This window comes from Micromonospora sp. WMMD1076, assembly GCF_029581475.1.
GTDB lineage: Bacteria > Actinomycetota > Actinomycetes > Mycobacteriales > Micromonosporaceae > Micromonospora > Micromonospora aurantiaca.
Genome location: NZ_CP120862.1, coordinates 4,505,894 through 4,527,733, shown reverse-complemented (window position 1 = coordinate 4,527,733; position 21,840 = coordinate 4,505,894). Strand labels below are relative to the sequence as shown.

The following is a 21,840-nucleotide window of genomic DNA, read 5'->3' as shown; positions in this document are numbered from 1 at the left end:
CCAAAGTTTTGCAATAAGCGCCGCCGTCCCGGCGGCGTCACCGGGACCGGACGTGCGGCGGGTCGACGGTGACGAGCGGGTGACGCGCGCTGCGACAGGGTCGCGGCACGACGACGGCACCGTTCGAGGGGGCTGCATGATCAGGACGATGCTCCGGCTGCGCGCGCGCACCGGCTGCGAGCCAGCGGTCGGGCCGGCCTTCGAGACGATCGCCGGGCAGCTCGGCGCGCTGGCCGGCAACCTGCGGCACGAGCTGCTGCGCGACGCCCTCGACCCGCGTGGCTTCGTCGTCGTCACCGAGTGGGCCGACGAGGCGGCGCTGCGCGCGTACCGGCGCGGGCCGGTGGCGGCCCGCCTGGCCGACCTGCTCCGGCCGCTGACCGAGCCGGCGGACGGCCCCGGCTACCCGCTGCTGCGGGAGACCGGGGACGGGACGGGTCCGGTCTACGTGGACGTCGAGCTGACCGTGCCGCTCGACCGGCTCGCCGAGTTCCACAGGGGCTACCCCGAGGTGGTCCGGCGGATGACCGCGATACCCGGCTACCGCCGCGAACAGCTGCTGCGCCGGCCCGGCTCGGACATCCACCACATCTTCGCCGAGTGGGACGGCGCCGCGCCGTTCCTCGCCTGGATCGGCGACCCGGCCCACGCCTCGGCGCAGGCCGGACCGATCGCGCCGTTCCTTCTCGACATCCGGCGCCGGCTGTTCCACGTCGTGCCCGACGTGGACGGCCGCCGACAACCCGCAACGGGCTGGGAGGCCGACGTGCACAGGACAACAGACGTACTCGTCGTCGGGGCGGGGCCCACCGGGCTGACCGCCGCCGTCGAACTGGCCCGGCGTGGCATCGACTGCCTGGTGATCGACAAACAGGCCACCCCGCCCGGCCACGCGGACAAGGCGATCGGTGTGCACTGCCGCACCATGGAGATCTGGGAGGAGCAGGGCGTCGTCCGGGAGGCCATGGACGCCGGCATCTGGCTCACCGGCAACACGGTCTTCGTCAACGGTCAGCAGACCCACCGGATGAGCTGGGAACTGCCCGGCCTGCCGTACGCCCACCTCGGCCTGCCGCAGTACGAGACCGAGCGGATCCTCACCGCCCGGCTGGGCACGCTCGGGGTCCGCCCGCAGCGCGGTGCCGAACTCGTCGACTTCACCCAGGACGCCGACGGTGTGACCGCCACCGTCCGCACCGCCGGCGGCGGCACCGAGACGGTACGCGCGGCGTACCTGGTCGGCGCCGACGGCGCGCACAGCCGGGTACGGGAGCGGCTCGGGCTCACCTTCACCGGCGGGCTGGGCCGGTTCCCGCAACTGTTCATGCTGGTGGACGTCGACGTGGACTGGGACATGCCGGACGGGCACCTGCTGCGGTTCCTGCACATGACCGACGGGCAGATGGACGGGATGCTCGTCTGCGTACCGCTGCGCGGCGAGAACCGCTACCGCATCGCCACCCTCGCCCCGCCCCGGTTCTTCGCCCAGACCGGCGGACGGGACGCCCCGCCCGGCTTCAGCGAGGAACTCGACGAACCGACCATCGAGGACGTGCAGGCCGCGCTGGACCGCCTCGCGCCACCCGGCACCCGGGCGGGCAACCTGCGCTGGTCGTCGGTGTTCCGGATCAGCCACGGCATCGTCGACCGCTACCGCGACGGCCGCGTGTTCGTCGCCGGGGACGCCGCCCACCTGCACCCGCCCGCCGGCGGACAGGGCATGAACACCGGCATCCAGGACACCTGGAACCTCGCCTGGAAGCTCGCACTGGCGGTACGCGGGCTCGCCGCGCCCGGCCTGCTCGACAGCTACGAGACCGAGCGGCGACCCGAGGGCGAGGAGATCGTCGGCCGGGCGGTGCGGATGGCCGGCACCGAGGAGGTGGACCGCGCCGACCTGGAACGGCAGTTCCTCCAGGAGATGTCCATGCTGCTCAGCTACGCCGACAGCCCGCTGGTCGGGGAGACCGTCGCCGACCCGGCCGCGCTCGGCGACGCGCCCCGCCCCGGCGACCGCGCGCCCGACGTCGACGGGCTGCGCCGGCGCGGCGTCGGCCACCCGCTGCGGCTGCGCGACCTGACCCGGGGCACCCGGCACACGCTGCTGCTCTACGCCGACCGCACGGCCGACGCGGGGCAGTTGGCCGCGTTCACCGGCCTGTGCGCCGACGCGCGCCGGCTCGCCGGCGGGGAACTCGACGCGTACCTGCTGCTCGACCCGGACGCCGACGAACCGCGGCTGCTCGACCCGCCGGTGGTGCGCGACGCCGAGCGTCGCTTCCGCGGCGTGTACGGGCTGGACGGCACCGGCCTGTACCTGGTCCGCCCGGACGGGCACATCGGGTTCCGGGGTGCGCCGGTCGACCCCGACGCGCTGCGCAAGCACCTGCACCTGGTGTTCGGGAGCGCGAGGTGAGCCGGGTCCGGACCGTGCTGTCGATGCGGACCCGGGAGGGCTGCGAGGAGCGCTTCGAGGCGGAGTGGCTCACCGCCGCCGAACAGATCCGCACCCTGGACGGCTGCCTGCACCAGGACCTCGTCCGCGACGCCGACGACCCGCGCAGCTATCTGATCATCAGCGACTGGGCGGACCGCGAACGGCTCGACGCGTTCGGCCGCAGCTCGCACCGGGACCGGCTGCTGAGCATCGTCCGTGAGCTGCGGGAGTCCGCGGACCGGCACACCTACCAGGTGCTGCACAGCGTGACCGGCGAGCCGGGGGAGGGGCGATGACCGACGACGTGGTGCCGGCGAGCGAGCTGTACACCGACGCGTTCGCGGCCGACCCGTACCCCACCCTGGCCCGGCTGCGCACCGAGCGGCCGGTCTGCCCGGTCGGCTCGCCGCGCTTCGACTCCTGGCTGATCACCCGCTTCGACGACGCCCGCACCGCGCTGACCGATCCGCGCCTGTCCAAGGACCTGTACGGACCGGAGCAGCACTACCTGAGGATCTTCGGCCCGAACTCCGAGGGTCTGAACCGCAACATGCTCAACTCCGACCCGCCCGAGCACACCCGGCTGCGCCGGGTGGTGTCGCAGGCGTTCGCGCCCCGGCGGATCGAGGCGCTGCGCCCCCGGGTGGCGTCGATCGTCGACCAGCTCATCGACAAGATGGCGCCGCACGGCGAGGCGGACCTGATGCACGACTTCGCCATCCCGCTGCCGATGACGGTCATCTGCGAACTACTCGGCGTCCCGCCCGCCGACCACGGCCGGGTGCTCGACTGGACCCAGGTCATCCGCACCTCCGGCTCCACCAGCCGGCCCCCCGCCGAGGAGCGGGCGGCGGTGCAGGAGGCGCAGCTGCGGCTGCACCACTACCTGGCCGGGCTGGTCCGCGCCAAACGCGACGACCCGGCCGACGACATCATCGGCGCGCTGATCACGGCCGTCGACCGGGACGGGACGCTGTCCGAGGCGGAACTGGTCACCACCACGTTCCTGCTGCTGTTCGCCGGGCACCAGACCACCGCCGACTTCCTCGGCAACGCCGTACTGGCCCTGCTCACCCACCCCGAGCAGATGGAACTGCTGCGCGTCACGCCCCGCCTGCTGCCCGCCGCGATCGAGGAACTGCTGCGCTTCGACGGGCCGCTGCCCGTCGCCAGCCCGCGCATCGCCACCGAGGACGTCGACTACCAGGGCGTACGGATCCCGCGCGGCGCGGTCGTCGGGGTCGCGATCAACGCGGCCAACCACGACCCGGCGCACTTCGCCGACCCGGACCGGCTGGACCTGCGCCGGGTCCGGGGCCCGCACCTCGGGTTCGGTCACGGCGTCCACTACTGCCTGGGCGTCTCGCTGGCCCGGATGGAGGCCGAACTCGCGCTCGGCGCGCTGCTGCGCCGGCTGCCCGGACTGCGCCTCGGCGTACCGCTCGCCGAGGTGCGCCGGCTCCCCGCCGCCTCGCCGTTCCGCGGCCTGCTGGAACTGCCTGTCACCTTCACCGCCTGACGGCGCCGCCGCCTCGCGCCGCCGCCCCGTCGCAACCACCAAGGAGCAGTCATGGTCTTCCGCAACGTGATCGTCTGTCACATGGTCCCCGGCAGCGAGCAGATCGTCGGCGGCGTGTTCGGCCACTACGACCAGGCCACCCGGCCGCAGGACCTGGGGGTCGTCGGCCGGTACCTGCTGTCGCACCACGACCTCTACATCCACGTGATCGAGCGGGAGCAGGACCCGCGGATCTCCGGGCAGACCCGCGGCCTGCCCGCCTTCCAGAAGATCGCCGAGGAGATCGGCCCGTACGTCACCCCGTACCCGCGCTACTGGAAGAACCCGTCGGACTCGGTGGCGAAGGAGTTCTACCACTGGGCGCCCGAGGGCGAGCCGCCCGCCGACACCACGCTGACCGTGATCGTCGGGCGGATCAAGCCCGGCGCCGAACCGGACGTGGCACGGGTCTTCGCCGAGTCCGACGCCGGGTCGCTCCCGGCCGACCTCGGCGTCACCGGGCGCTGGCTCTACTCGATCGACGACGTCTACGTGCACCTGCTCGAACAGGAGTCGTCGGCGGCCGAGACCACCCGGGACCAGCACGGCGACAAGCCCGCGTTCGGCAAGGTCATGCAGGACCTGGGCCCGTACATCGAGCCGTACCGGCCGGACCGGTGGCAGGGCCCGCGGGACTCGGTGGCCACCGTCTTCTACCGCTGGCAGGCCCAGGACTGAGCACGCCTCCGCGCTCCCGTCGACCGGGAGCGCGGAAACGCCGCCCCCGTGACCGGCCGTACGCCAGGCTGGTGCGGGGGTGCCGGGTGTCGACGAAGGAGATCGTCCAGCACGTCGGGGCACTGCTCGACCTGGCCGGGGTGCTCGTCATCGCGGTCGGCGTCGCGGTCGCCACGGCGGTGTTCGCGGTGCGCTGCGCCCGGACCCGCGAGGCGGTCGCGCACTACCGGGCGTACCGGCAGGGGGTCGGCCGGGCCATCCTGCTCGGCCTGGAGTTCCTGGTCGGCGGCGACATCATCCGTACGGTAGCGGTGTCGCCCACGTTCACCAGCGTCGGCGTGCTGGCGCTGATCGTGCTGGTCCGCACGTTCCTCAGCTTCTCCCTGGAGGTGGAGCTGGACGGCCGCTGGCCCTGGCAGGGCCGAACTCCGGCCGACCGGCCGAGCGTCGGCGCCCGCCCCGAGCGCTGACCGTCGTACCCCTGCGGCAGCATGCCGGGCATTCTCCGCCTGCCGCCCCGCCACTCCGCTGAGCCGATGCCGGCAAGTACCCCCAGGGGGTATGGTGGTGCGATGGAGCACGGATCCGGTCACGACACCGGCCACCACGACGACCACGGCGGCGGACACGGCGCGCACGCCGGGCACGACCCGGAGCAGTTCCGCCGCCGCTTCTGGCTCAGCCTGGCGCTGACCGTGCCGATCGTCGCCACCAGCCACATGGTGATGGACTGGTTCGGCTACTCGCTTGAGTTCCCGGGTGTGCGCTGGGTCGGCCCGGTGCTCGGCACCGTGGTGTTCGCGTACGGCGGCTGGCCGTTCCTCACCGGCGGGCTGCGTGAGCTACGTGAGCGGGCCCCCGGGATGATGCTGCTGATCTCGATGGCGATCGTGGTCGCGTACCTCGCCTCGGCCGCCACCAGCCTCGGCCTGTTCGACCTCGACTTCTGGTGGGAGCTGGCCGCGCTGGTCACCATCATGCTGCTCGGCCACTGGCAGGAGATGCGGGCGGTCGGGCAGGCGCGCGGCGCGCTCGGTGCCCTCGCGGCGCTGCTGCCGGACGACGCCGAGCGCCTGGACGACGCCGGGCGGCCGCATCCGGTGCCGGTCGGCGAGCTGCGGGTGGACGACCTGGTGCTGGTGCGCCCCGGCGGGCGGGTGCCGGCCGACGGCCGGATCGTCGAGGGCGCCGCCGAACTGGACGAGTCGATGATCACGGGGGAGTCGCGGCCGGTGGCCCGCGCCGCCGGGGACCGGGTGGTCGCCGGCACCGTCGCCACCGACTCCACACTCCGGGTCCGCGTCGAGGCGGTGGGCGCCGACACCGCGCTGGCCGGCATCGGGCGGCTCGTCGCCGAGGCGCAGGCCTCCGGCGGGCGCGCGCAGGTGCTCGCCGACCGGTTCGCCGCGCTCCTGTTCTACCTGGCGGCGTTCGCCGGTCTCGCGACGTTCGCGGTCTGGGCGCTGCTCGGCGACCCCGACCAGGCGGTGGTACGCACCGTGACGGTGCTGGTGATCGCCTGCCCGCATGCGCTCGGCCTGGCGATCCCGCTGGTGGTGGCGCTGTCCACAGCGCTGTCGGCGCGCGCCGGCATCCTGGTCAAGGACCGGCTCGCGCTGGAGCGGATGCGCACCGTCGACACCGTCCTGTTCGACAAGACCGGCACGCTCACCACCGGCCGGCACACGGTGACCGGCGTGGCCACCACCGGCGGGATGGACGACGCCGCCGCACTGGCCCTGGCCGGCGCGGTGGAGGCCGACAGCGAGCACCCGCTGGCCCGGGCGCTGGTGGCCGCCGCCGACGCCCGCGGCGCCCGCCCGGCCGCGCGCGGCTTCCGGGCACTGACCGGCCGGGGCGTGCGCGCCACGGTGGACGGCGTGGACTGGGCGGTCGGCGGGCCGGCGCTGCTGCGCGAACTCGACGCACGGGTGCCGGACGACCTGGCCCGGGCCGCCGAGGAGTGGTCGGGCCGGGGCGCCGCGGTGCTGCACCTGGTCCGCCTGCCCGAGGGCGGCCCGCCGGAGGTGACCGCCGCGTTCGGGATGGAGGACCAGGTCCGCCCGGAGGCGCGGGCCGCCGTGGCCGAGCTGCGCGACCTCGGCGTACGCAAGATCGTGATGATCACCGGCGACGCGCGCCCGGTCGCCGAGGCGGTGGCCGCCGACCTCGGGTTCCGGCCCGGCGTCGACGAGGTCTTCGCCGAGGTGCTCCCGGCCGACAAGGACAAGGCGGTGGCCGAGCTGCGCGGCCGGGGACTGACGGTGGCGATGGTCGGCGACGGCGTCAACGACGCACCGGCGCTGGCCCGCGCCGACGTCGGGCTGGCCATCGGCGCCGGCACCGACGTGGCGATCGAGTCCGCCGGGGTGGTGCTCGCCGGATCCGACCCGCGCGGCGTCGGCGGCGTGATCCGGCTGTCCCGTGCGTCGTACCGGAAGATGCGGCAGAACCTGGCCTGGGCGGCCGGCTACAACGTGGTCGCGATCCCGCTCGCCGCCGGGGTCCTCGCCTGGGCGGGGGTCGCGCTCAGCCCGGCGCTGGGCGCGGTGCTGATGTCCGCCTCCACGATCGTGGTGGCGCTCAACGCCCAACTGCTGCGCCGGGTCCGGATCGCCCCGGCCGACTGAACCGCAGTTCCGGTTCCTGACCCGCCGGACGGCTGGCGGATGCGAGCCACCATGCCCCTTCCAGCCCGCACCTGCGGCCCGCTAGGGTGAGCGCGTGACGGTGTTCCGGATCGGCGAGGCGGCCGAGCTGCTCGGGGTCAGCGCGGACACGGTCCGCCGCTGGGTCGACGCCGGGAAGCTGCCGGCGACCCGCGACGAGCACGGCCACCGGGTGCTCGACGGCACCGACGTGGCAGCGTTCGTCCGCGCCCCCGGCCACCCCGAGCTGTCCTCGGCCCGCAACCGGCTGCGCGGCATCGTCACCGCCGTCGTCAAGGACACCGTGATGGCCCAGGTCGACATCCAGGCCGGGCCGTTCCGGGTGGTGTCGCTGATGAGCCGTGAGGCCGTCGACGACCTCGACCTCCAGGTCGGCTCCGTCGCCGTCGCGGTGATCAAGTCGACCACCGTCGTGGTCGAGCGCGCCCCCACCACCCCCAGGGGAAGGACAAGCCCGTGACCGTACGGTGGATCCGCACCGCGCTCGCCGCCGCGCTGGTGGCGGCGCTGGGCCTGACCGCCTGCGGCGGCCCCGACGAACCGTCCGGTCCCGACGGCGCCGGTCCGGTGACCGTGTTCGCCGCCGCCTCGCTCACCGAGTCGTTCACCAAGCTCGGCAAGGAGTACGAGGCCGCCCACCCGGGCAGCACCGTCACGTTCAACTTCGGCGGCAGCTCCGGGCTCGCCACCCAGATCACCCAGGGCGCGCCCGCCGACGTGTTCGCGGCCGCCTCCCCGGCCACCATGAAGACGGTCACCGACGCCGGTGACGCCGCGGGTGAACCTGCGGTGCTGGTCCGCAATCAGCTCGTCGTCGCCGTACCCCCTGGTAACCCGGCCCGGGTCGGCGGCCTGGCCGACCTCGCCCGACCCGGTGTCAAGGTGGCGCTCTGCGCCGAGCAGGTGCCCTGCGGCGCCGCCGCGCGCACCGCGCTGGACGCCGCGGGCGTGCGGCTCACCCCCGCCACGCTCGAACAGGACGTCAAGGGCGCGCTGGCCAAGCTGCGCCTCGGCGAGGTCGACGCCGCGCTGGTCTACCGCACCGACGTCCGCGCCGCACCCGAACTCGACGCCGTCGAGTTCCCCGAGTCGGCGCGCGCGGTGAACGACTACCCGATCGTGGTGCTGCGTGCCGCCGGCAACCCGGCCGCCGCCCGCGCCTTCGTCGACTTCGTTCGCTCCGACGCCGGGCTCGCCGTACTCACCGCCGCCGGGTTCCAGGCGCCGCCCGGCGCATGAGTCGCACGGTACGCCGGCAGCGGGTGCCGATCGCCCTGCTCGTGCCCGCCGGGCTCGGACTCGCCTTCCTCGTCCTGCCGCTCGCCGGTCTGCTGCTCCGGACGCCCTGGACCACGCTGCCCCGGCGGCTGGCCGAACCGGGTGTGCTCACCGCGCTGCGGCTTTCGCTGGAGACCGCTACCGTCGCCACGCTGCTCTGCGTCGCGCTCGGCGTACCCCTGGCCTGGCTCTTGGCGCGGGTGGAGTTCCCCGGCCGGCGGCTGGTCCGGGCGCTGGTCACGGTGCCGCTGGTGCTGCCGCCGGTGGTCGGCGGCGTGGCGCTGCTGCTGGTCTTCGGCCGGCGCGGCATGGTCGGGTCGTGGCTGGACGAGACGTTCGGCGTGACGCTGCCGTTCACCACCGCCGGGGTGGTGCTGGCCGAGGCGTTCGTGGCCATGCCGTTCCTGGTCATCGCGGTCGAGGGGGCGCTTCGCGGCGCCGACCCCCGGTACGAGGAGGCCGCCGCCACGCTCGGCGCCGGGCGGTTCACCACCTTCACCCGGGTCACGCTGCCGCTCGTCGCCCCGGGCGTGGCCGCGGGGGCGGTGCTGTGCTGGGCTCGCGCGCTCGGCGAGTTCGGCGCCACCATCACGTTCGCCGGCAACTATCCCGGCCGCACGCAGACCATGCCGCTGGCGGTCTACCTGGCGCTGGAGACAGACCTCCAGGCCGCGATCGTGCTGAGCCTGATCCTGCTCACCGTCTCCGTGGTGATCCTCGCGGCGCTGCGCGACAAGTGGGTCGGCACCACATGACGGCACTGCTGGACGCGCACCTGATCGCCGAGCGGGACGGCTTCACCCTGGACGTGCGGCTGCGCATCGCCGCCGGTGAGGTGGTGGCCCTGCTCGGCCCGAACGGCGCCGGCAAGACCACAGCGCTGCGGGTGCTGGCCGGGCTGCACCCGCTCGCCGCCGGGCACCTCACGCTCGACGGCGCCGACCTGGACCGGCCGGAGCGCCGGGTGTGGACGCCACCGGAGCGACGGCCGGTCGGCGTGGTGTTCCAGGACTACCTGCTGTTCCCGCACCTCAGCGCGCTGGACAACGTGGCGTTCGGGCCGCGCCGCCGGGGCGCGGACAAGCGCGCCGCCCGCGCCCGTGCCCAGGGGTGGCTGGACCGGGTCGGCCTCGGCGACCAGGCCCGCCGCCGGCCCCGGCAGCTCTCCGGCGGGCAGGCCCAGCGGGTCGCGCTGGCCCGCGCGCTCGCCGTCGGCCCGGCGCTGCTGCTGCTCGACGAACCGCTCGCCGCGCTCGACGCCCGGACCCGGCTGGACACCCGCGCCGAACTCCAGCGCCACCTCGGCGCGCACCCCGGCGCGACACTGCTCGTCACCCACGACCCCCTCGACGCCCTGGTGCTCGCCGACCGACTGGTCATCGTGGAACACGGCCGGGTGGTGCAGGAGGGCGACGCGGCCACGGTCACGGCCCGGCCACGCACCGACTACGTGGCCCGGCTGGTCGGCCTCAACCTGCACCGCGGCCGCGCCGACGGACACGCCGTGATAGTCGGTGAGCTGACGCTCACCACCGCCGACACCGTCCACGGTGAGGCGTTCGTCGCGTACCCGCCGGCTGCCGTCGCGCTGCACCCGTCCCGGCCCGAGGGCAGCCCCCGCAACGTGTGGGCGGCCACCGTGACGGGCGTGCAACGCCATGGCGACAACCTGCGCGTGCAACTGGCCGGGCCGGTCGAGGTCGCCGCCGACGTCACGCCCGCCGCCGCGGCCCATCTCGGACTGATCCCCGGCCGGCCGGTCTGGGCGGCGGTCAAGGCAGCCGAGACGCGCGCCTATCCGGCGTGACGAACACCGCTGGTCGCGACGTGTACGCAGGTGAGAGGTTTGATCTGCGCTCAACCGGTCACTGGGACGGTAGCGACGACGCAAAGGAGGACACGGTGCCCGACACGATCCGCAACAGGTCCAGTCTGGACGCCGACCTGCCACGGGGAGTCACCGACCCGTTGCTCTGGCGGGCCGCGTACGACGTGGCCGTCACCCACCGGCCCGACGAGTCCGGCCGGTGCGAGAGCCTGCTGTGTGACGGTCAGGTGGCGCCGTGTGACGCGCTGACAGCTGCTCACCGCGCGATGGAACTGGCCGGGGACCGCCACGCCGACCGGGCCGAGCCGGAGACCTGGCGTACGGAGCAGCGCCGGCGCGCCGCCTGAGCATCGGGTCGCGGGCGGTTCGAACCGCTGACGCCCCGCTTCCGTGTCTATGATCGACAACTCGGTCGGAATGCGGGGAAGAGGAGAGTTCGTGACGGTCGACGCCCACGCGTTCTGGCTCCGCGCACCCGGCGAGGGCGAGATCCGGCCGGTCCGGCTCGCCGCCCCCGGCCCCGGTGAGGTGCTGGTCCGGACCCGCTTCTCCGGCGTCAGCCGCGGCACCGAGACGCTGGTGTTCACCGGCCGCGTCCCGGCCGACCAGCACGCCGCCATGCGGGCGCCGTTCCAGGAGGGCGACTTCCCGGCCCCGGTCAAGTACGGCTACCTCAGCGTCGGCACCGTCGAGGCGGGCGACGAGCGGCTGCTCGGCCGTACCGTCTTCTGCCTCTACCCGCACCAGAGCGCGTACGTGGTCCCGGCCGACGCCGTGACCGTCGTGCCGGACGGCGTACCGGCCGAGCGCGCGGTGCTGGCCGGCACCGTGGAGACGGCTGTCAACGCGCTGTGGGACGCCGCCCCGCTGGTCGGCGACCGGGTCACGGTGATCGGCGGCGGCATGGTCGGCTGCGCGGTGACCGCGCTGCTGGCCCGCTTCCCCGGCGTACGCGTCGAACTGGTCGACGCCGACCCGGCCCGCGCCGGGGTGGCCGCCGCGCTCGGCGCCGGCTTCGCCACGCCCGCCGACGCCACCGGCGAGCGCGACCTGGTGGTGCACGCCAGCGCCACCGCCGGCGGGCTGCAACGCGGCCTGGAACTGCTGCGCCCCGAGGGCACCGTGCTGGAGCTGAGCTGGTACGGCGACCGGCCGGTCACGCTGGCGCTGGGCGGCGCGTTCCACTCCCGACGGCTGGGCATCCGCAGCAGCCAGGTCGGCACCGTGTCGCCCCGGCGGGCCGGCCGCAGCTACGCCGATCGGCTCGCGCTCGCCCTCGACCTGCTGGCCGACCCGGTGTTCGACGCGCTGCTCACCGGCCGGTCCCGCTTCGACGACCTGCCCGACGTGCTGGACCGGCTCGCCTCGGGTGAGCTGCCGGCGCTGTGTCATCTCATCACCTACGGCGAGGAGTGAACGTGTTCAGCGTGACCGTCCGGGACCACATGATGGTCGCCCACAGCTTCCGCGGCGAGGTCTTCGGCCCGGCGCAGCGGCTGCACGGGGCGACGTTCGTCGTCGACGCCACGTTCCGCCGCGCCGAGCTGGACGACGACGGGATCGTGGTCGACATCGGGCTGGCCACCGAGCAGCTCAAGGCCGTGCTCGCCGAGCTGAACCACCGCAACCTCGACGACGAGCCCGCCTTCGCCGGGGTGAACACCACCACCGAGGTGCTCGCGCGGACGATCGCCGACCGGCTCGCCGACGCGGTGCACGCCGGCCGGCTGGGGGAGGGCGCGGGCGGGTTGGCCGGGATCACCGTCACGCTGCACGAGTCGCACATCGCGTGGGCGAGCTACGAGCGGTCGCTCTGACCGGATGACAGTCGTCCACGTGGTGCTGCCGGGCGACATCGACGACCCGGCGGACCCCAGCGGCGGCAACGCCTACGACCGCCACGCCTGCCGGGGCCTGGCCGCACGCGGCTGGACGGTACGCGAACACCAGGTACCCGGCGGCTGGCCGCACCCGGGGCCGCGGGAGCGCGCCGACCTGGCCGGGCTGCTCGGCGGGCTGCCCGACGGCGTACCGGTGCTGCTCGACGGCCTGGTCGCCTCGACCGTGCCGGACGTCCTCACCCCGCACGCCGCGCGGCTGCGCCTGGTGATCCTGGTGCACCTGCCGATCGAGGGCGAGACCGAGGCACGGTCGCTGGCGGCGGCCGCCGCAGTGGTCGCCACCAGCGCGTGGACCCGCGACCGGCTGCTCGACCGCTACCGGCTGCGCCCCGAACGGGTGACCGTCGCGCCGCCCGGCGTCGACCCGGCGCCCGTCGCTCCCGGCACGCCCGGCGGAGGGCGGCTGCTCTGCGTCGCGGCGGTCACCCCGGTGAAGGGCCACGACGTGCTCGCCGCCGCGCTCACCGAGGTGACCGACCTGGACTGGACCTGCGACTGGGTGGGTCCGACGGACCGGGACCGGGCGTTCGCCGGCCGGCTGCGCGGACGGCTCACCGCGACCGGTCTCGGCGGCCGGGTCCGGCTCACCGGTCCGCGCACCGGCCCCGACCTGGCCGCCACGTACGCGGCAGCCGATCTGCTGGTTCAGCCCTCCCGGCGGGAGACGTACGGAATGGTGGTCACCGAGGCGCTGGCCCGGGGCGTACCGGTGCTGGCGAGCGACACCGGCGGCCTGCCGGCCACGCTCGGGCACGCCCCCGGCGGCGAGCGGCCCGGCCTGCTGGTGCCGGCGGGCGACCCGGGCGCGACCGCCGCGGCGCTGCGCCGCTGGCTCACCGATGCCGGCCTGCGGGACCGGCTGCGCCGCGCCGCCCGGCAGCGGCGGCACACCCTCACCGGCTGGCTGGTCACAGTGGACCGGCTGGCGACGGCACTCAAGGAGGCGACCGCGGCATGACCACCTCACTCCCGCCCGGCTTCGCGGACTGGCTGCGACTGCGCGAGCCCGCCGACGCGGCGGCCCGCAGCGCCGAGCTGGCCGACGCGGTCCGCGACCGGCTGCCCGCCGGCCGGCCGATCGTCGTGCACGACCTGGGCAGCGGCACCGGCTCGATGGCCCGCTGGCTCGCGCCCCGGCTGCCCGGCCCGCAGCGCTGGGTGCTGCACGAACGCGACGCGGACCTGCTGGCCCTGGCCCGGGCCGGACGGCTCACCGCCGCCGACGGCACCGAGGTCTCGGTGACCACGCGCGGCTCCGACGTCACCCGGCTGACCGCCGCCGACCTGGCCGACGCCCACCTGGTCACCGCGTCCGCGCTGCTGGACATGCTCACCGCCGAGGAGGTCGAGCGGATGGCGGCGGCCTGCGCCGGCCACCCGACGCTGTTCGCGCTCACAGTGACCGGGCGGGCCGAGTTCACGCCGCCACACCCGCTGGACGGCGAGCTGACCGCCGCGTTCAACGCCCACCAGCGCCGTACCGTCGACGGCCGGGTGCTGCTCGGACCGGACGCGGTGGACGTCGCCGTGGCCGCGTTCCGTCGTCACGGCGTCGAGACGCTCGTGCGGCCGACCCCGTGGCGGCTCGGCCCGGAGCAGGCGGAACTGGCCGCCGAGTGGCTCACCGGCTGGGTCGGCGCGGCGATCGAGGAACGACCGCATCTGTCCGGGCCCGCCGCGACGTATCAGAAGTGGCGGCTCGCCGAGGCCGCCGCCGGACGGCTCGACGTGGTGCTGCACCACGCCGACCTGCTCACCGGCTGAACCGAACCGGCTGCTGGCACGTGACAACCGGTGGGAACGAGGGAGGACCGTTTGTCACACGTCGCCGTCGCCGGACCCGTACCGGCTGTCACGTCCGCGCCGCCGCGCCGGGCCCGGACGGGCCGGGCCTGGATCCGCCCGCTGCTCGGGCTCGCGGTGCTCGCCGCGCTCGTCGCCTCGGTGGGCACCGGCCCGTTCCTGGCCGGGCTGCGGCTGATCGACGCGCCCGCGCTGGCCGCCGCGCTCGGCATCGGCGTGATCACCACCGTCTGCTGCGCCTGGCGCTGGTCGCTGGTCGCGGGTGGGCTGGGCGTACGGCTGCCGATGCGCGCCGCGGTGGCGCACTGCTACCGGGCGGTCTTCCTCAACTCCACACTGCCCGGTGGCGTGCTCGGCGACGTGCACCGGGCGGTGCGGCACGGCCGCGACGCCGGGGACGTGGCCCGGGGCGTGCGGGCGGTGGTGTGGGAGCGCACCGCCGGGCAGGTGGTGCAGGTGGTCATCGCGGTGGCGCTGCTCGCCGCGTTCCCGTCGCCGGTGCGCCGGTACCTGCCGGCGCTGGCCGCCGGCCTCGCAGTGGTCGCGCTGGCGCTGGTGCTGGCCGCCCGCGCGGTGCCCCGCTCCGGGGCGTCCCGCGTCGCCCGGGCCGCCCGGACCGCGCTCGCCGACGTCCGCTCCGGAGTGCTCGGCCGCCGGACCTGGGCCGGTGTGGTGGTCGCCTCGACCGTGGTGTTCGCCGGTCACCTGGCCACGTTCGTGGTGGCCGCCCGCACGGCCGGCGCGGAGGCACCGCTGTCGCACCTGCTGCCGCTGACGCTGCTCGCCCTGCTGGCCATGGCGGTGCCGCTGAACGTCGGTGGTTTCGGGCCGCGCGAGGGGGTGGCCGCGTGGGCGTTCGCCTCGGCCGGGCTGACCGCCGCGCAGGGTGTGGCGACCGGCACCGTGTACGGCGCGCTGGTCCTCGTGGCCAGCCTTCCCGGCGCCGCGGTGCTGCTGGCACGGCGGATGCCTCGGCGCGAGCCCGGCAACTGTCGGTGATCCCGCCTACGGTGGGGGAGCGAGGTGTGCGTCGCCGGGTCCGCCCGGCGACCGGAGGACAGGAGAACCATGGACGAAACGCTGCCCACCGCGACGGTCCGGACCCGCGTGACGGTTCCGCTCCGGTTCCCCGACGGCTACGTGACCACGGCCCGCGTGCACACCTTCCACGGTCTCGTCGACGGCCGTGAGCACCTGGCGTTCGGGCTCGGTGAGCACGCCGACGCCGACCCGCCGCTGGTCCGCCCGCACAGCGAGTGCCTCACCGGGGACGTGTTCGGCAGCCAGCGCTGCGACTGCGGGCCGCAGTTGCGTGAGGCGGTCGAGCGGATCGCCCAGGCCGGCGGCTACCTGCTCTATCTGCGGCAGGAGGGGCGCGGCATCGGCCTGTACGCCAAGCTCGACGCGTACGCCCTCCAGGACGGCGGCCTCGACACGTACGAGGCGAACCTGGCGCTCGGGCGCGGCGCGGACGAGCGCGACTACACGGCGGCCGCGCAGATGCTCGCCGCGCTGGGCGTGGACCGGGTGGCCCTGCTCAGCAACAACCCGGACAAGGCGGCGCAGCTCGAACGGCTGGGCGTGACGGTGGCCGACCGGGTGTCCACCGGCGTGCACCTGTCGCCGGCGAACGCGGGCTATCTGGCGGCCAAGGTGACCCGCGCCGACCATGCCCTCGACCTGCCGTTCGTGCCGTGACGACCCGCCCGTACGTGCTGCTCAGCTGCGCGATGTCGATCGACGGCTACATCGACGACGCGACGACCGAGCGGCTGCTGCTGTCGAACGACGACGACCTGGACCGGGTCGACGCGACCCGGGCCGGGTGCGACGCGATCATGGTCGGCGCGGCCACCGTCCGCCGCGACGACCCCCGCCTGCTGGTGCGCGCCGAGCACCGGCGCGCCGAGCGGGTGGCGCGCGGGTTGCCGCCGTCGCCGGTGAAGGTGACTGTGACCGGCAGCGGCGACCTCGACCCGCGGGCCCGGTTCTTCACCGCCGGTGACGGGCTCAAGCTGGTGTACTGCCCGAGCGGCGTGGTGGACAAGGCCCGCGAGCAGGTGGGCGCGGTGTCCACTGTGGTCGACGCCGGTGATCCGGCCACTCCGGAGGCGGTGGTGGCCGACCTGGCCGGGCGCGGGGTGGCGCGCCTGATGGTGGAGGGCGGCGGGACGGTGCACCGTCAGTTCCTGACCGCCGGCCTGGCCGACGAGTTGCACCTGGTCGTGGCGCCGTTCTTCGTGGGGGACCGGCGGGCGCCGCGCTTCGTCGGGGACGGCCGCTTCCCGTGGCATCCGGGGCGCCGGGCCCGGGTGGTCGAGGTACGCCAGATCGGCGACGTGGTCCTCACCCGATACGCGCTGTCCGACCGCTGCCCGACCTGACCGCGGTGTCGATCCGGTCCGCCCTTGTGCAAGCCCATCGACGTGATTAGTTTGTTGACCATCCATACGAACTAACCCACTGCGCTTCCCTTCCCGAAGGGGGACCGATGACCGCGCACCACCCCGACCCGGGCTCCTCCCGCCGCCGCTTCCTCGGCCTGGTCGGCCTCGGCGTGGCCGCCACCGCGACCGGCCCGCTGCTCGCCGGATGCTCGGAGAAGCCGGCCGGCTCCGGCACCGCCCAGGACCTCGACGCCGTCTCCGGCCTGCTGCCCACCCGCAAGGACCTGCCCGGCGCCGTCAAGCCCGACATCGTGGGCACCCGTCCGGTGCCCGACGGCTACACCAGCTATCCGGCGAACCTCGTCGACGCCGTCACCGACAAGCCCGGCACCAGCGGCAAGCAGGTCACCGCGATGACCCCCGCCTGGGGCCCGGCGCCGCCCGGAGTGGCGCAGAACGCCTACCTCCAGGCCGTGAACGCCGAGCTGGGGACGCCCGTCGACTTCACCATCCAGGACGGCGCCACGTACGCCGACAAGCTCAACGCGATGCTCGGCGCGCGGGACGTGCCGGACCTGCTGTGCGTGCCGGGGTGGGAGGTGGAGAAGATCCCGCGCTTCGCCGAGGCGATCAAGGTGCTCTTCGAGGACCTGACCGACCACCTGAAGGGCGACGCCGCCGCGGCGTACCCGATGCTGGCGAGCTTCCCCACCGGGGCCTGGCGGCGCGCGGTCTGGAACGAGCGGATCATGTCCGTGCCGAACCCCACGGACGGACCGTTCCCCTGGGCGCTGTTCACCCGCAAGGACGTGCTCGACGCGCGCGGCCTGGGCGTGCCGTCGAACCTGGACGACCTGCTCGCCGCGGCCAAGCAGGTCACCGACCCGGCGCGCAAGGTGTGGGCGTTCAACGACGTCTTCGCCATGATCCAGATGTTCCACCGGGTGCCGGGCGCCAAGGGCGGGTGGCGGGTCAAGCCCGACGGCACGCCCGAGTTCAAGTACGAGACCCCGGAGTTCCGCCGCGCACTCGAGGTGATGGCCAAGATCTACGCGGACGGCCTGGTCCACCCGGACATCGTGGCCAGCAAGGGCGCGGACGCCAAGCAGCTGTTCGCCAAGAACGGCGCGATCGTGTTCCACCAGGACGGTGTCGGCTTCTGGCAGGGCGCCCAGGCCGAGCACCAGAAGACCAACCGCGCCCTGAACATCCAGCCGGTGCCGATCTTCACCGCCACCGGTGGCGATCCGCTGGTCTGGGGCGACGACGAGCCGATCTCCTACACATTCGTCAAGAAGGGCCTCGGCAAGGACCGGGTCCAGGAGCTGCTGCGGATCATCAACTGGTGCTCCGCGCCGCTCGGCACTCAGGAGGCCCAGCTACGGGACTTCGGCGTCGCGGGCAAGCACCACACCCCGTCGCCGAACGGGCCCGTCAAGACCGACCTGGCGTTCAAGGAGCTCGCCAACCAGTACTTCTTCATCAGCGGCCGCAACCCCGCCATCGGGCCGTTCCCGGACACCCCGCGCTTCGTGCCGGACGTGCTCGCGTACTCCAACGAGATGGTCAAGCACATGGAGCCCAACCCGTGGGCCGGGGTGAAGCTGGAGATGCCAGCGGCCTACAAGGCCAGCCAGGTGCCCACCGAGGACAAGTTCACCGACGTGCTGCGCGGCCGTCGTCCGCTCGCCGACGTGGACGCCATCGTCGCGGAGTGGAAGGCCAACGGCGGCGAGGAGGCCCGCAAGCTGCTCGCCGACTCGCTGCCCAAGGCGGGCCGGTGAACGAGCCGGCCGTCCTGGCCGGACCCGAGCGGGCCCGGCCGGACGCGCCGGCCCCACCGGGCCGTCCGCCCCGCCGTCGCCCGTCCCGCCGCCGGGTGCCGCTGCGCATCCGGCTGCGCCGGGACTGGCAACTGCTCGCGATGGTGGCGCCCGGCTTCCTCGTCCTGCTGATCTTCAGTTACCTGCCGATCGCCGGCAACGTGATCGCGTTCCAGGACTACAACCCCTACCTGGGCGACAACCCGTGGCAGGCGTTCCTGCACAGCGACTGGATCGGCTTCGGGCAGTTCCAGCTGCTGTTCGACGACCCGGCGTTCTGGGACGCGTTCCGCAACACGCTGGCGATCACCGCGTTCCAGCTCGTGTTCTTCTTCCCGCTGCCGATCCTGCTGGCGATCGCGCTGCACAACCTGCTGTCCAGCCGGCTGCGCGGGCTGATCCAGACCATCGTCTACCTGCCGCACTTCTTCAGCTGGGTGCTGGTGGTCACGTTCTTCGTCGCGATGCTCGGCGGCGCCGGACTGCTCGCGCAGAGCATGCGCGAGGCCGGGATGCAACCGTGGAACGTGATGACCAACCCGGACACGTTCATCGTCCTGGTCACCGTCGAGGCGGTGTGGAAGGACGTCGGCTGGGGCACCATCGTCTTCCTCGCCGCGCTGTCCACAATCGACCAAAACCTCTACGAGGCCGCCGCCGCGGACGGCGCCGGCCGGTGGCGGCGACTGTGGCACATCACGCTGCCCGGCCTGCGCCCGGTGATCGTGCTGCTGCTCATCCTGCGGCTGGGCGACGCGCTCTCGGTCGGCTTCGAGCAGTTCCTGCTGCAACGCGACGCCGTCGGCCGGCAGGCCGCCGAGGTGCTCGACACCTTCGTCTACCACTTCTCCATCGCCACCGGGAACTACGGCTACGGCGCGGCGGCCGGACTCTTCAAGGCCGTCGTCGGGCTGGTGCTGATCCTGGCCGCGAACCGCGTGGCGCACATGCTCGGCGAACGAGGGATCTACTCGAAGTCATGACCACGCTCATCCGCCGGGCCGCCGGCGACCGATCCCGCCGGCCGGTGTGGCAGGAACCGCCCACCCGCCTCGGCCAGGGGCTCAAGGCCGTCGCGCTCACAGTGCTGGTGGCGGCCGTGCTGTTCCCGCTCTGGGTGATCCTGGTGACCAGCCTCTCCTCCCGGGAGACCATCGCCCGGGCCGGCGGCCTGGTGGTCGTGCCCCGGGGCGTCGACACGTCCGCGTACGAGACCATCTTCGCCGGTGGCGCGGTCACCCGGGCGCTGTGGATCAGCACGCTCGTCACAGTGATCGGCACCGCCATCGCGCTGACCGTCACCGTCCTCGCTGCGTACGGGCTGTCCCGGCCGGGCACGCTGGGCCACCGCTGGCTGCTGGCGTACTTCCTGATCCCGTTCCTGGTCTACCCGCCGCTGGTGCCGCGCTACCTGGTGGTCACCGGGCTGGGCCTGAAGGACACCGTCTGGGCGCTGGTCCTGCCGCCGGCGATCAGCGTGTTCAACCTGGTCGTGGTGCGCGGGTTCTTCCAGGGCATCCCGGCGGAGCTGCTGGACAGCGCCCGCATCGACGGCGCGAGCGACTTCCGGACGCTCGCGCGCATCGTGCTGCCGTTGTCCCGCGCGGTGATCGCCGTGGTCGGCCTGTTCTACGCGGTCGGCTACTGGAACGTCTGGTTCGACGCGCTGCTGTTCATCGACCGCAACGACATGTACCCGATCCAGCGGGTGCTCCAGAGCTACCTGCTGGCCGGGCAGGCCCCGCACACCTCCGGCGCGAGCAGCGGGGTGACCATGCCGCCGACCGAGGCGATCAAGATGGCGGTGGTGGTGCTGACCGTCGCGCCGATCGTCGCTGTCTACCCGTTCGTCCAGCGGCACTTCGTCAAGGGCGTGCTGATCGGCGCGGTGAAGGGCTGAGGCGGCGCGGTGGAGCGCCGGGGCACGTCACCGCGCCCGGTCGGGGTCAGAGCACCTGGGACAGGAAGCGTCGCAGCCGCGGGTGCTCCGGTGCCTCGAACACCGCCTCCGGTGGCCCGGCCTCCAGCACCACGCCCGCGTCCATGAACGCCACCGTGTCGGCGACGCTGCGCGCGAAACCCATCTCGTGGGTGACCACGACCATCGTCATCCCGGCGGCGGCCAGGTCCGCCATCACCGCCAGTACGCCCTTGACCAGCTCCGGGTCCAGCGCGCTCGTCGCCTCGTCGAACAGCATCACCTGCGGACGCAGCGCGAGCGCCCGCGCGATGGCGACGCGCTGCTGCTGGCCGCCGGAGAGCTGCGCCGGCCGCGCGTCCGCCTTGCCGGCCAGGCCGACCAGGTCGAGCTGGGCACGGGCGAGCGCCACCGCCTCGTCCTCGCTCAGCTTCTTGAGTTTGCGCAGCGCCAGCGTGATGTTGCGCAGCACGCTCAGGTGCGGGAACAGGTTGAACTGCTGGAACACCATGCCGATGCGCTGACGCAGCGCGTCCGGGTCGTCGCGCAGCACGCTGCGCCCGTCCAGCAGCACGTCACCGCGGTCCGGTTCGATCAGCCGGTTGACGGTGCGCAGCAGCGTCGACTTGCCGGAGCCGGACGGGCCGATGACGCAGGCCGCGCGGCCCCGGGCCACGTCGAGGTCCGCACCGCGCAGCACCCGGTGCGCGCCGAAGGCCAGGTGCACGTCGCGGACGGCCAGGCTGACCGAGGTAGTGGTGGTCATCGCGGGTCCTTCCCGGACGGGGCGAGGTCGGCCGGCTCGGTGTCGGGCTCGGGCGGCGCGGCCGGCCGGCCCTGCCGCAGGCGCCGGTCCAGCCAGTTGACCGCGTGGGTCAGCGGCACGGTCAGCACCAGGTAGAACAACCCGGCCAGCAGCAGCGCGGACTGGTTGCCGGTGTTCGCCGCGTAGTCCTGCCCGATCCGGAACAGCTCCCGCTGGCTGGCCAGCAGGCCGAGGAAGTAGACCAGGCTGGAGTCCTTGATCAGCGCGATGAGCTGGTTGACCCAGGCGGGCAGCACCCGGCGTACGCCCTGCGGGATGATCACCAGGCGCATCGCCTCGCCCCAGGAGAAGCCCAGCGCCCGCGCGCCCTCCAACTGGGCGGCCTCGACGCTCAGGATGCCGGCCCGGAAGATCTCACCGAGGTAGGCGGCGGCGATCAGGGACAGCGCCAGCACGCCCAGTGGATAGGGGTTCGGGCCCCACACCTGCATGCCGAGCGGTGCCAGGCCCACGCCGATGAGCAGGATGGTCGCCGCGGCCGGCAGGCCGCGGAACACGTCGGTGTACACCCGCGCCGGCCACCGCAACCATCGGGTACGCGAGATGCCGGCGACGGCCAGCAGCATGCCCAGCACCGAGCCGAGCAGGGCGGCGGAGACCGCCAGGGTCAGCGTGTTGGGCAGCCCGACGGTGAGCATCTCGGGCAGCGCCTCGCGCATCGAGTTCCAGTCGAAGAACGTCTCCCACAGCGTGCTCAGTGGATCCATGTCCGCTCCGTCCGCCCCGCTCGTGCT

Annotated in this window: 23 protein-coding genes; 21 read left to right on the top strand and 2 right to left on the bottom strand. The window is 74.0% G+C overall.

What is annotated here, in order from left to right; translation table 11 throughout:
* Positions 1 to 148: 148 nt before the first annotated feature.
* From O7622_RS21560 to O7622_RS21460, 21 genes are all read left to right on the top strand, one after another.
* Positions 149 to 2,416 (top strand): FAD-dependent oxidoreductase, encoded by a 2,268-nt coding sequence (locus O7622_RS21560; protein ID WP_282309994.1) that lies wholly within the window; start codon positions 149 to 151, stop codon positions 2,414 to 2,416.
* Positions 2,413 to 2,733, top strand: a complete 321-nt coding sequence (locus tag O7622_RS21555) for an antibiotic biosynthesis monooxygenase family protein (RefSeq protein WP_282309993.1) — start codon at positions 2,413 to 2,415, stop codon at positions 2,731 to 2,733. The genes O7622_RS21560 and O7622_RS21555 overlap by 4 nt, the downstream gene beginning before the upstream one ends.
* A complete protein-coding gene (locus O7622_RS21550; RefSeq protein ID WP_282309992.1) occupies positions 2,730 to 3,956 on the top strand; it encodes a cytochrome P450 in 1,227 nt (408 codons plus the stop codon). Before O7622_RS21555 ends, O7622_RS21550 begins: the two co-directional genes overlap by 4 nt.
* A gap of 51 nt (positions 3,957 to 4,007) precedes the next feature.
* The gene (locus tag O7622_RS21545; protein ID WP_282309991.1) at positions 4,008 to 4,673 is read left to right on the top strand and encodes a TcmI family type II polyketide cyclase; all 666 of its coding nucleotides are present in this window, start codon (positions 4,008 to 4,010) and stop codon (positions 4,671 to 4,673) included.
* 86 nt (positions 4,674 to 4,759) lie between these two features.
* On the top strand, positions 4,760 to 5,143 hold the full coding sequence (locus tag O7622_RS21540; protein WP_282309990.1) for a DUF1622 domain-containing protein: 384 nt from the start codon (positions 4,760 to 4,762) through the stop codon (positions 5,141 to 5,143).
* Positions 5,144 to 5,245: 102 nt separating this feature from the next.
* Positions 5,246 to 7,303, top strand: coding sequence for a heavy metal translocating P-type ATPase (locus tag O7622_RS21535; RefSeq protein ID WP_282309989.1), 2,058 nt, complete (start codon positions 5,246 to 5,248; stop codon positions 7,301 to 7,303).
* A 94-nt stretch (positions 7,304 to 7,397) separates the two neighbouring features.
* Positions 7,398 to 7,802, top strand: coding sequence for a MerR family DNA-binding transcriptional regulator (locus tag O7622_RS21530; protein ID WP_282309988.1), 405 nt, complete (start codon positions 7,398 to 7,400; stop codon positions 7,800 to 7,802).
* Positions 7,799 to 8,581, top strand: a complete 783-nt coding sequence (modA, locus tag O7622_RS21525) for a molybdate ABC transporter substrate-binding protein (protein WP_282309987.1) — start codon at positions 7,799 to 7,801, stop codon at positions 8,579 to 8,581. The genes O7622_RS21530 and modA overlap by 4 nt, the downstream gene beginning before the upstream one ends.
* Positions 8,578 to 9,375 (top strand): ABC transporter permease, encoded by a 798-nt coding sequence (locus O7622_RS21520; RefSeq protein WP_282309986.1) that lies wholly within the window; start codon positions 8,578 to 8,580, stop codon positions 9,373 to 9,375. Before modA ends, O7622_RS21520 begins: the two co-directional genes overlap by 4 nt.
* The gene (locus O7622_RS21515) at positions 9,372 to 10,427 is read left to right on the top strand and encodes an ABC transporter ATP-binding protein (protein ID WP_282309985.1); all 1,056 of its coding nucleotides are present in this window, start codon (positions 9,372 to 9,374) and stop codon (positions 10,425 to 10,427) included. The genes O7622_RS21520 and O7622_RS21515 overlap by 4 nt, the downstream gene beginning before the upstream one ends.
* A gap of 95 nt (positions 10,428 to 10,522) precedes the next feature.
* A complete protein-coding gene (locus O7622_RS21510; RefSeq protein ID WP_282309984.1) occupies positions 10,523 to 10,795 on the top strand; it encodes a hypothetical protein in 273 nt (90 codons plus the stop codon).
* A gap of 91 nt (positions 10,796 to 10,886) precedes the next feature.
* Positions 10,887 to 11,864 (top strand): zinc-binding alcohol dehydrogenase, encoded by a 978-nt coding sequence (locus tag O7622_RS21505; RefSeq protein WP_282309983.1) that lies wholly within the window; start codon positions 10,887 to 10,889, stop codon positions 11,862 to 11,864.
* A gap of 2 nt (positions 11,865 to 11,866) precedes the next feature.
* The gene (locus O7622_RS21500) at positions 11,867 to 12,265 is read left to right on the top strand and encodes a 6-carboxytetrahydropterin synthase (protein ID WP_282309982.1); all 399 of its coding nucleotides are present in this window, start codon (positions 11,867 to 11,869) and stop codon (positions 12,263 to 12,265) included.
* A 4-nt stretch (positions 12,266 to 12,269) separates the two neighbouring features.
* The gene (locus O7622_RS21495; protein WP_282309981.1) at positions 12,270 to 13,307 is read left to right on the top strand and encodes a glycosyltransferase family 4 protein; all 1,038 of its coding nucleotides are present in this window, start codon (positions 12,270 to 12,272) and stop codon (positions 13,305 to 13,307) included.
* Complete coding sequence (locus O7622_RS21490; protein WP_282309980.1) at positions 13,304 to 14,113, top strand: class I SAM-dependent methyltransferase; 810 nt, start codon at positions 13,304 to 13,306, stop codon at positions 14,111 to 14,113. The genes O7622_RS21495 and O7622_RS21490 overlap by 4 nt, the downstream gene beginning before the upstream one ends.
* Positions 14,114 to 14,245: 132 nt before the next feature.
* On the top strand, positions 14,246 to 15,151 hold the full coding sequence (locus O7622_RS21485) for a lysylphosphatidylglycerol synthase transmembrane domain-containing protein (RefSeq protein WP_282314193.1): 906 nt from the start codon (positions 14,246 to 14,248) through the stop codon (positions 15,149 to 15,151).
* Positions 15,152 to 15,220: 69 nt separating this feature from the next.
* The gene (ribA, locus tag O7622_RS21480) at positions 15,221 to 15,850 is read left to right on the top strand and encodes a GTP cyclohydrolase II (RefSeq protein ID WP_282309979.1); all 630 of its coding nucleotides are present in this window, start codon (positions 15,221 to 15,223) and stop codon (positions 15,848 to 15,850) included.
* Positions 15,847 to 16,536, top strand: a complete 690-nt coding sequence (locus tag O7622_RS21475) for a dihydrofolate reductase family protein (protein WP_282309978.1) — start codon at positions 15,847 to 15,849, stop codon at positions 16,534 to 16,536. Before ribA ends, O7622_RS21475 begins: the two co-directional genes overlap by 4 nt.
* A gap of 107 nt (positions 16,537 to 16,643) precedes the next feature.
* Positions 16,644 to 18,323, top strand: coding sequence for an extracellular solute-binding protein (locus tag O7622_RS21470; protein WP_282309977.1), 1,680 nt, complete (start codon positions 16,644 to 16,646; stop codon positions 18,321 to 18,323).
* Positions 18,320 to 19,345 (top strand): ABC transporter permease subunit, encoded by a 1,026-nt coding sequence (locus O7622_RS21465; RefSeq protein ID WP_282309976.1) that lies wholly within the window; start codon positions 18,320 to 18,322, stop codon positions 19,343 to 19,345. Before O7622_RS21470 ends, O7622_RS21465 begins: the two co-directional genes overlap by 4 nt.
* A complete protein-coding gene (locus tag O7622_RS21460; protein ID WP_282309975.1) occupies positions 19,342 to 20,262 on the top strand; it encodes a carbohydrate ABC transporter permease in 921 nt (306 codons plus the stop codon). Before O7622_RS21465 ends, O7622_RS21460 begins: the two co-directional genes overlap by 4 nt.
* Before the next feature lie 46 nt (positions 20,263 to 20,308).
* Here O7622_RS21460 and O7622_RS21455 read toward each other — a convergent pair whose 3' ends face one another.
* Positions 20,309 to 21,046: an amino acid ABC transporter ATP-binding protein gene (locus tag O7622_RS21455; protein WP_013286755.1), complete on the bottom strand. Its 738-nt coding sequence runs from the start codon at positions 21,044 to 21,046 to the stop codon at positions 20,309 to 20,311.
* Positions 21,043 to 21,813 (bottom strand): amino acid ABC transporter permease, encoded by a 771-nt coding sequence (locus O7622_RS21450; RefSeq protein ID WP_282309974.1) that lies wholly within the window; start codon positions 21,811 to 21,813, stop codon positions 21,043 to 21,045. Before O7622_RS21450 ends, O7622_RS21455 begins: the two co-directional genes overlap by 4 nt.
* Positions 21,814 to 21,840: the final 27 nt, after the last annotated feature.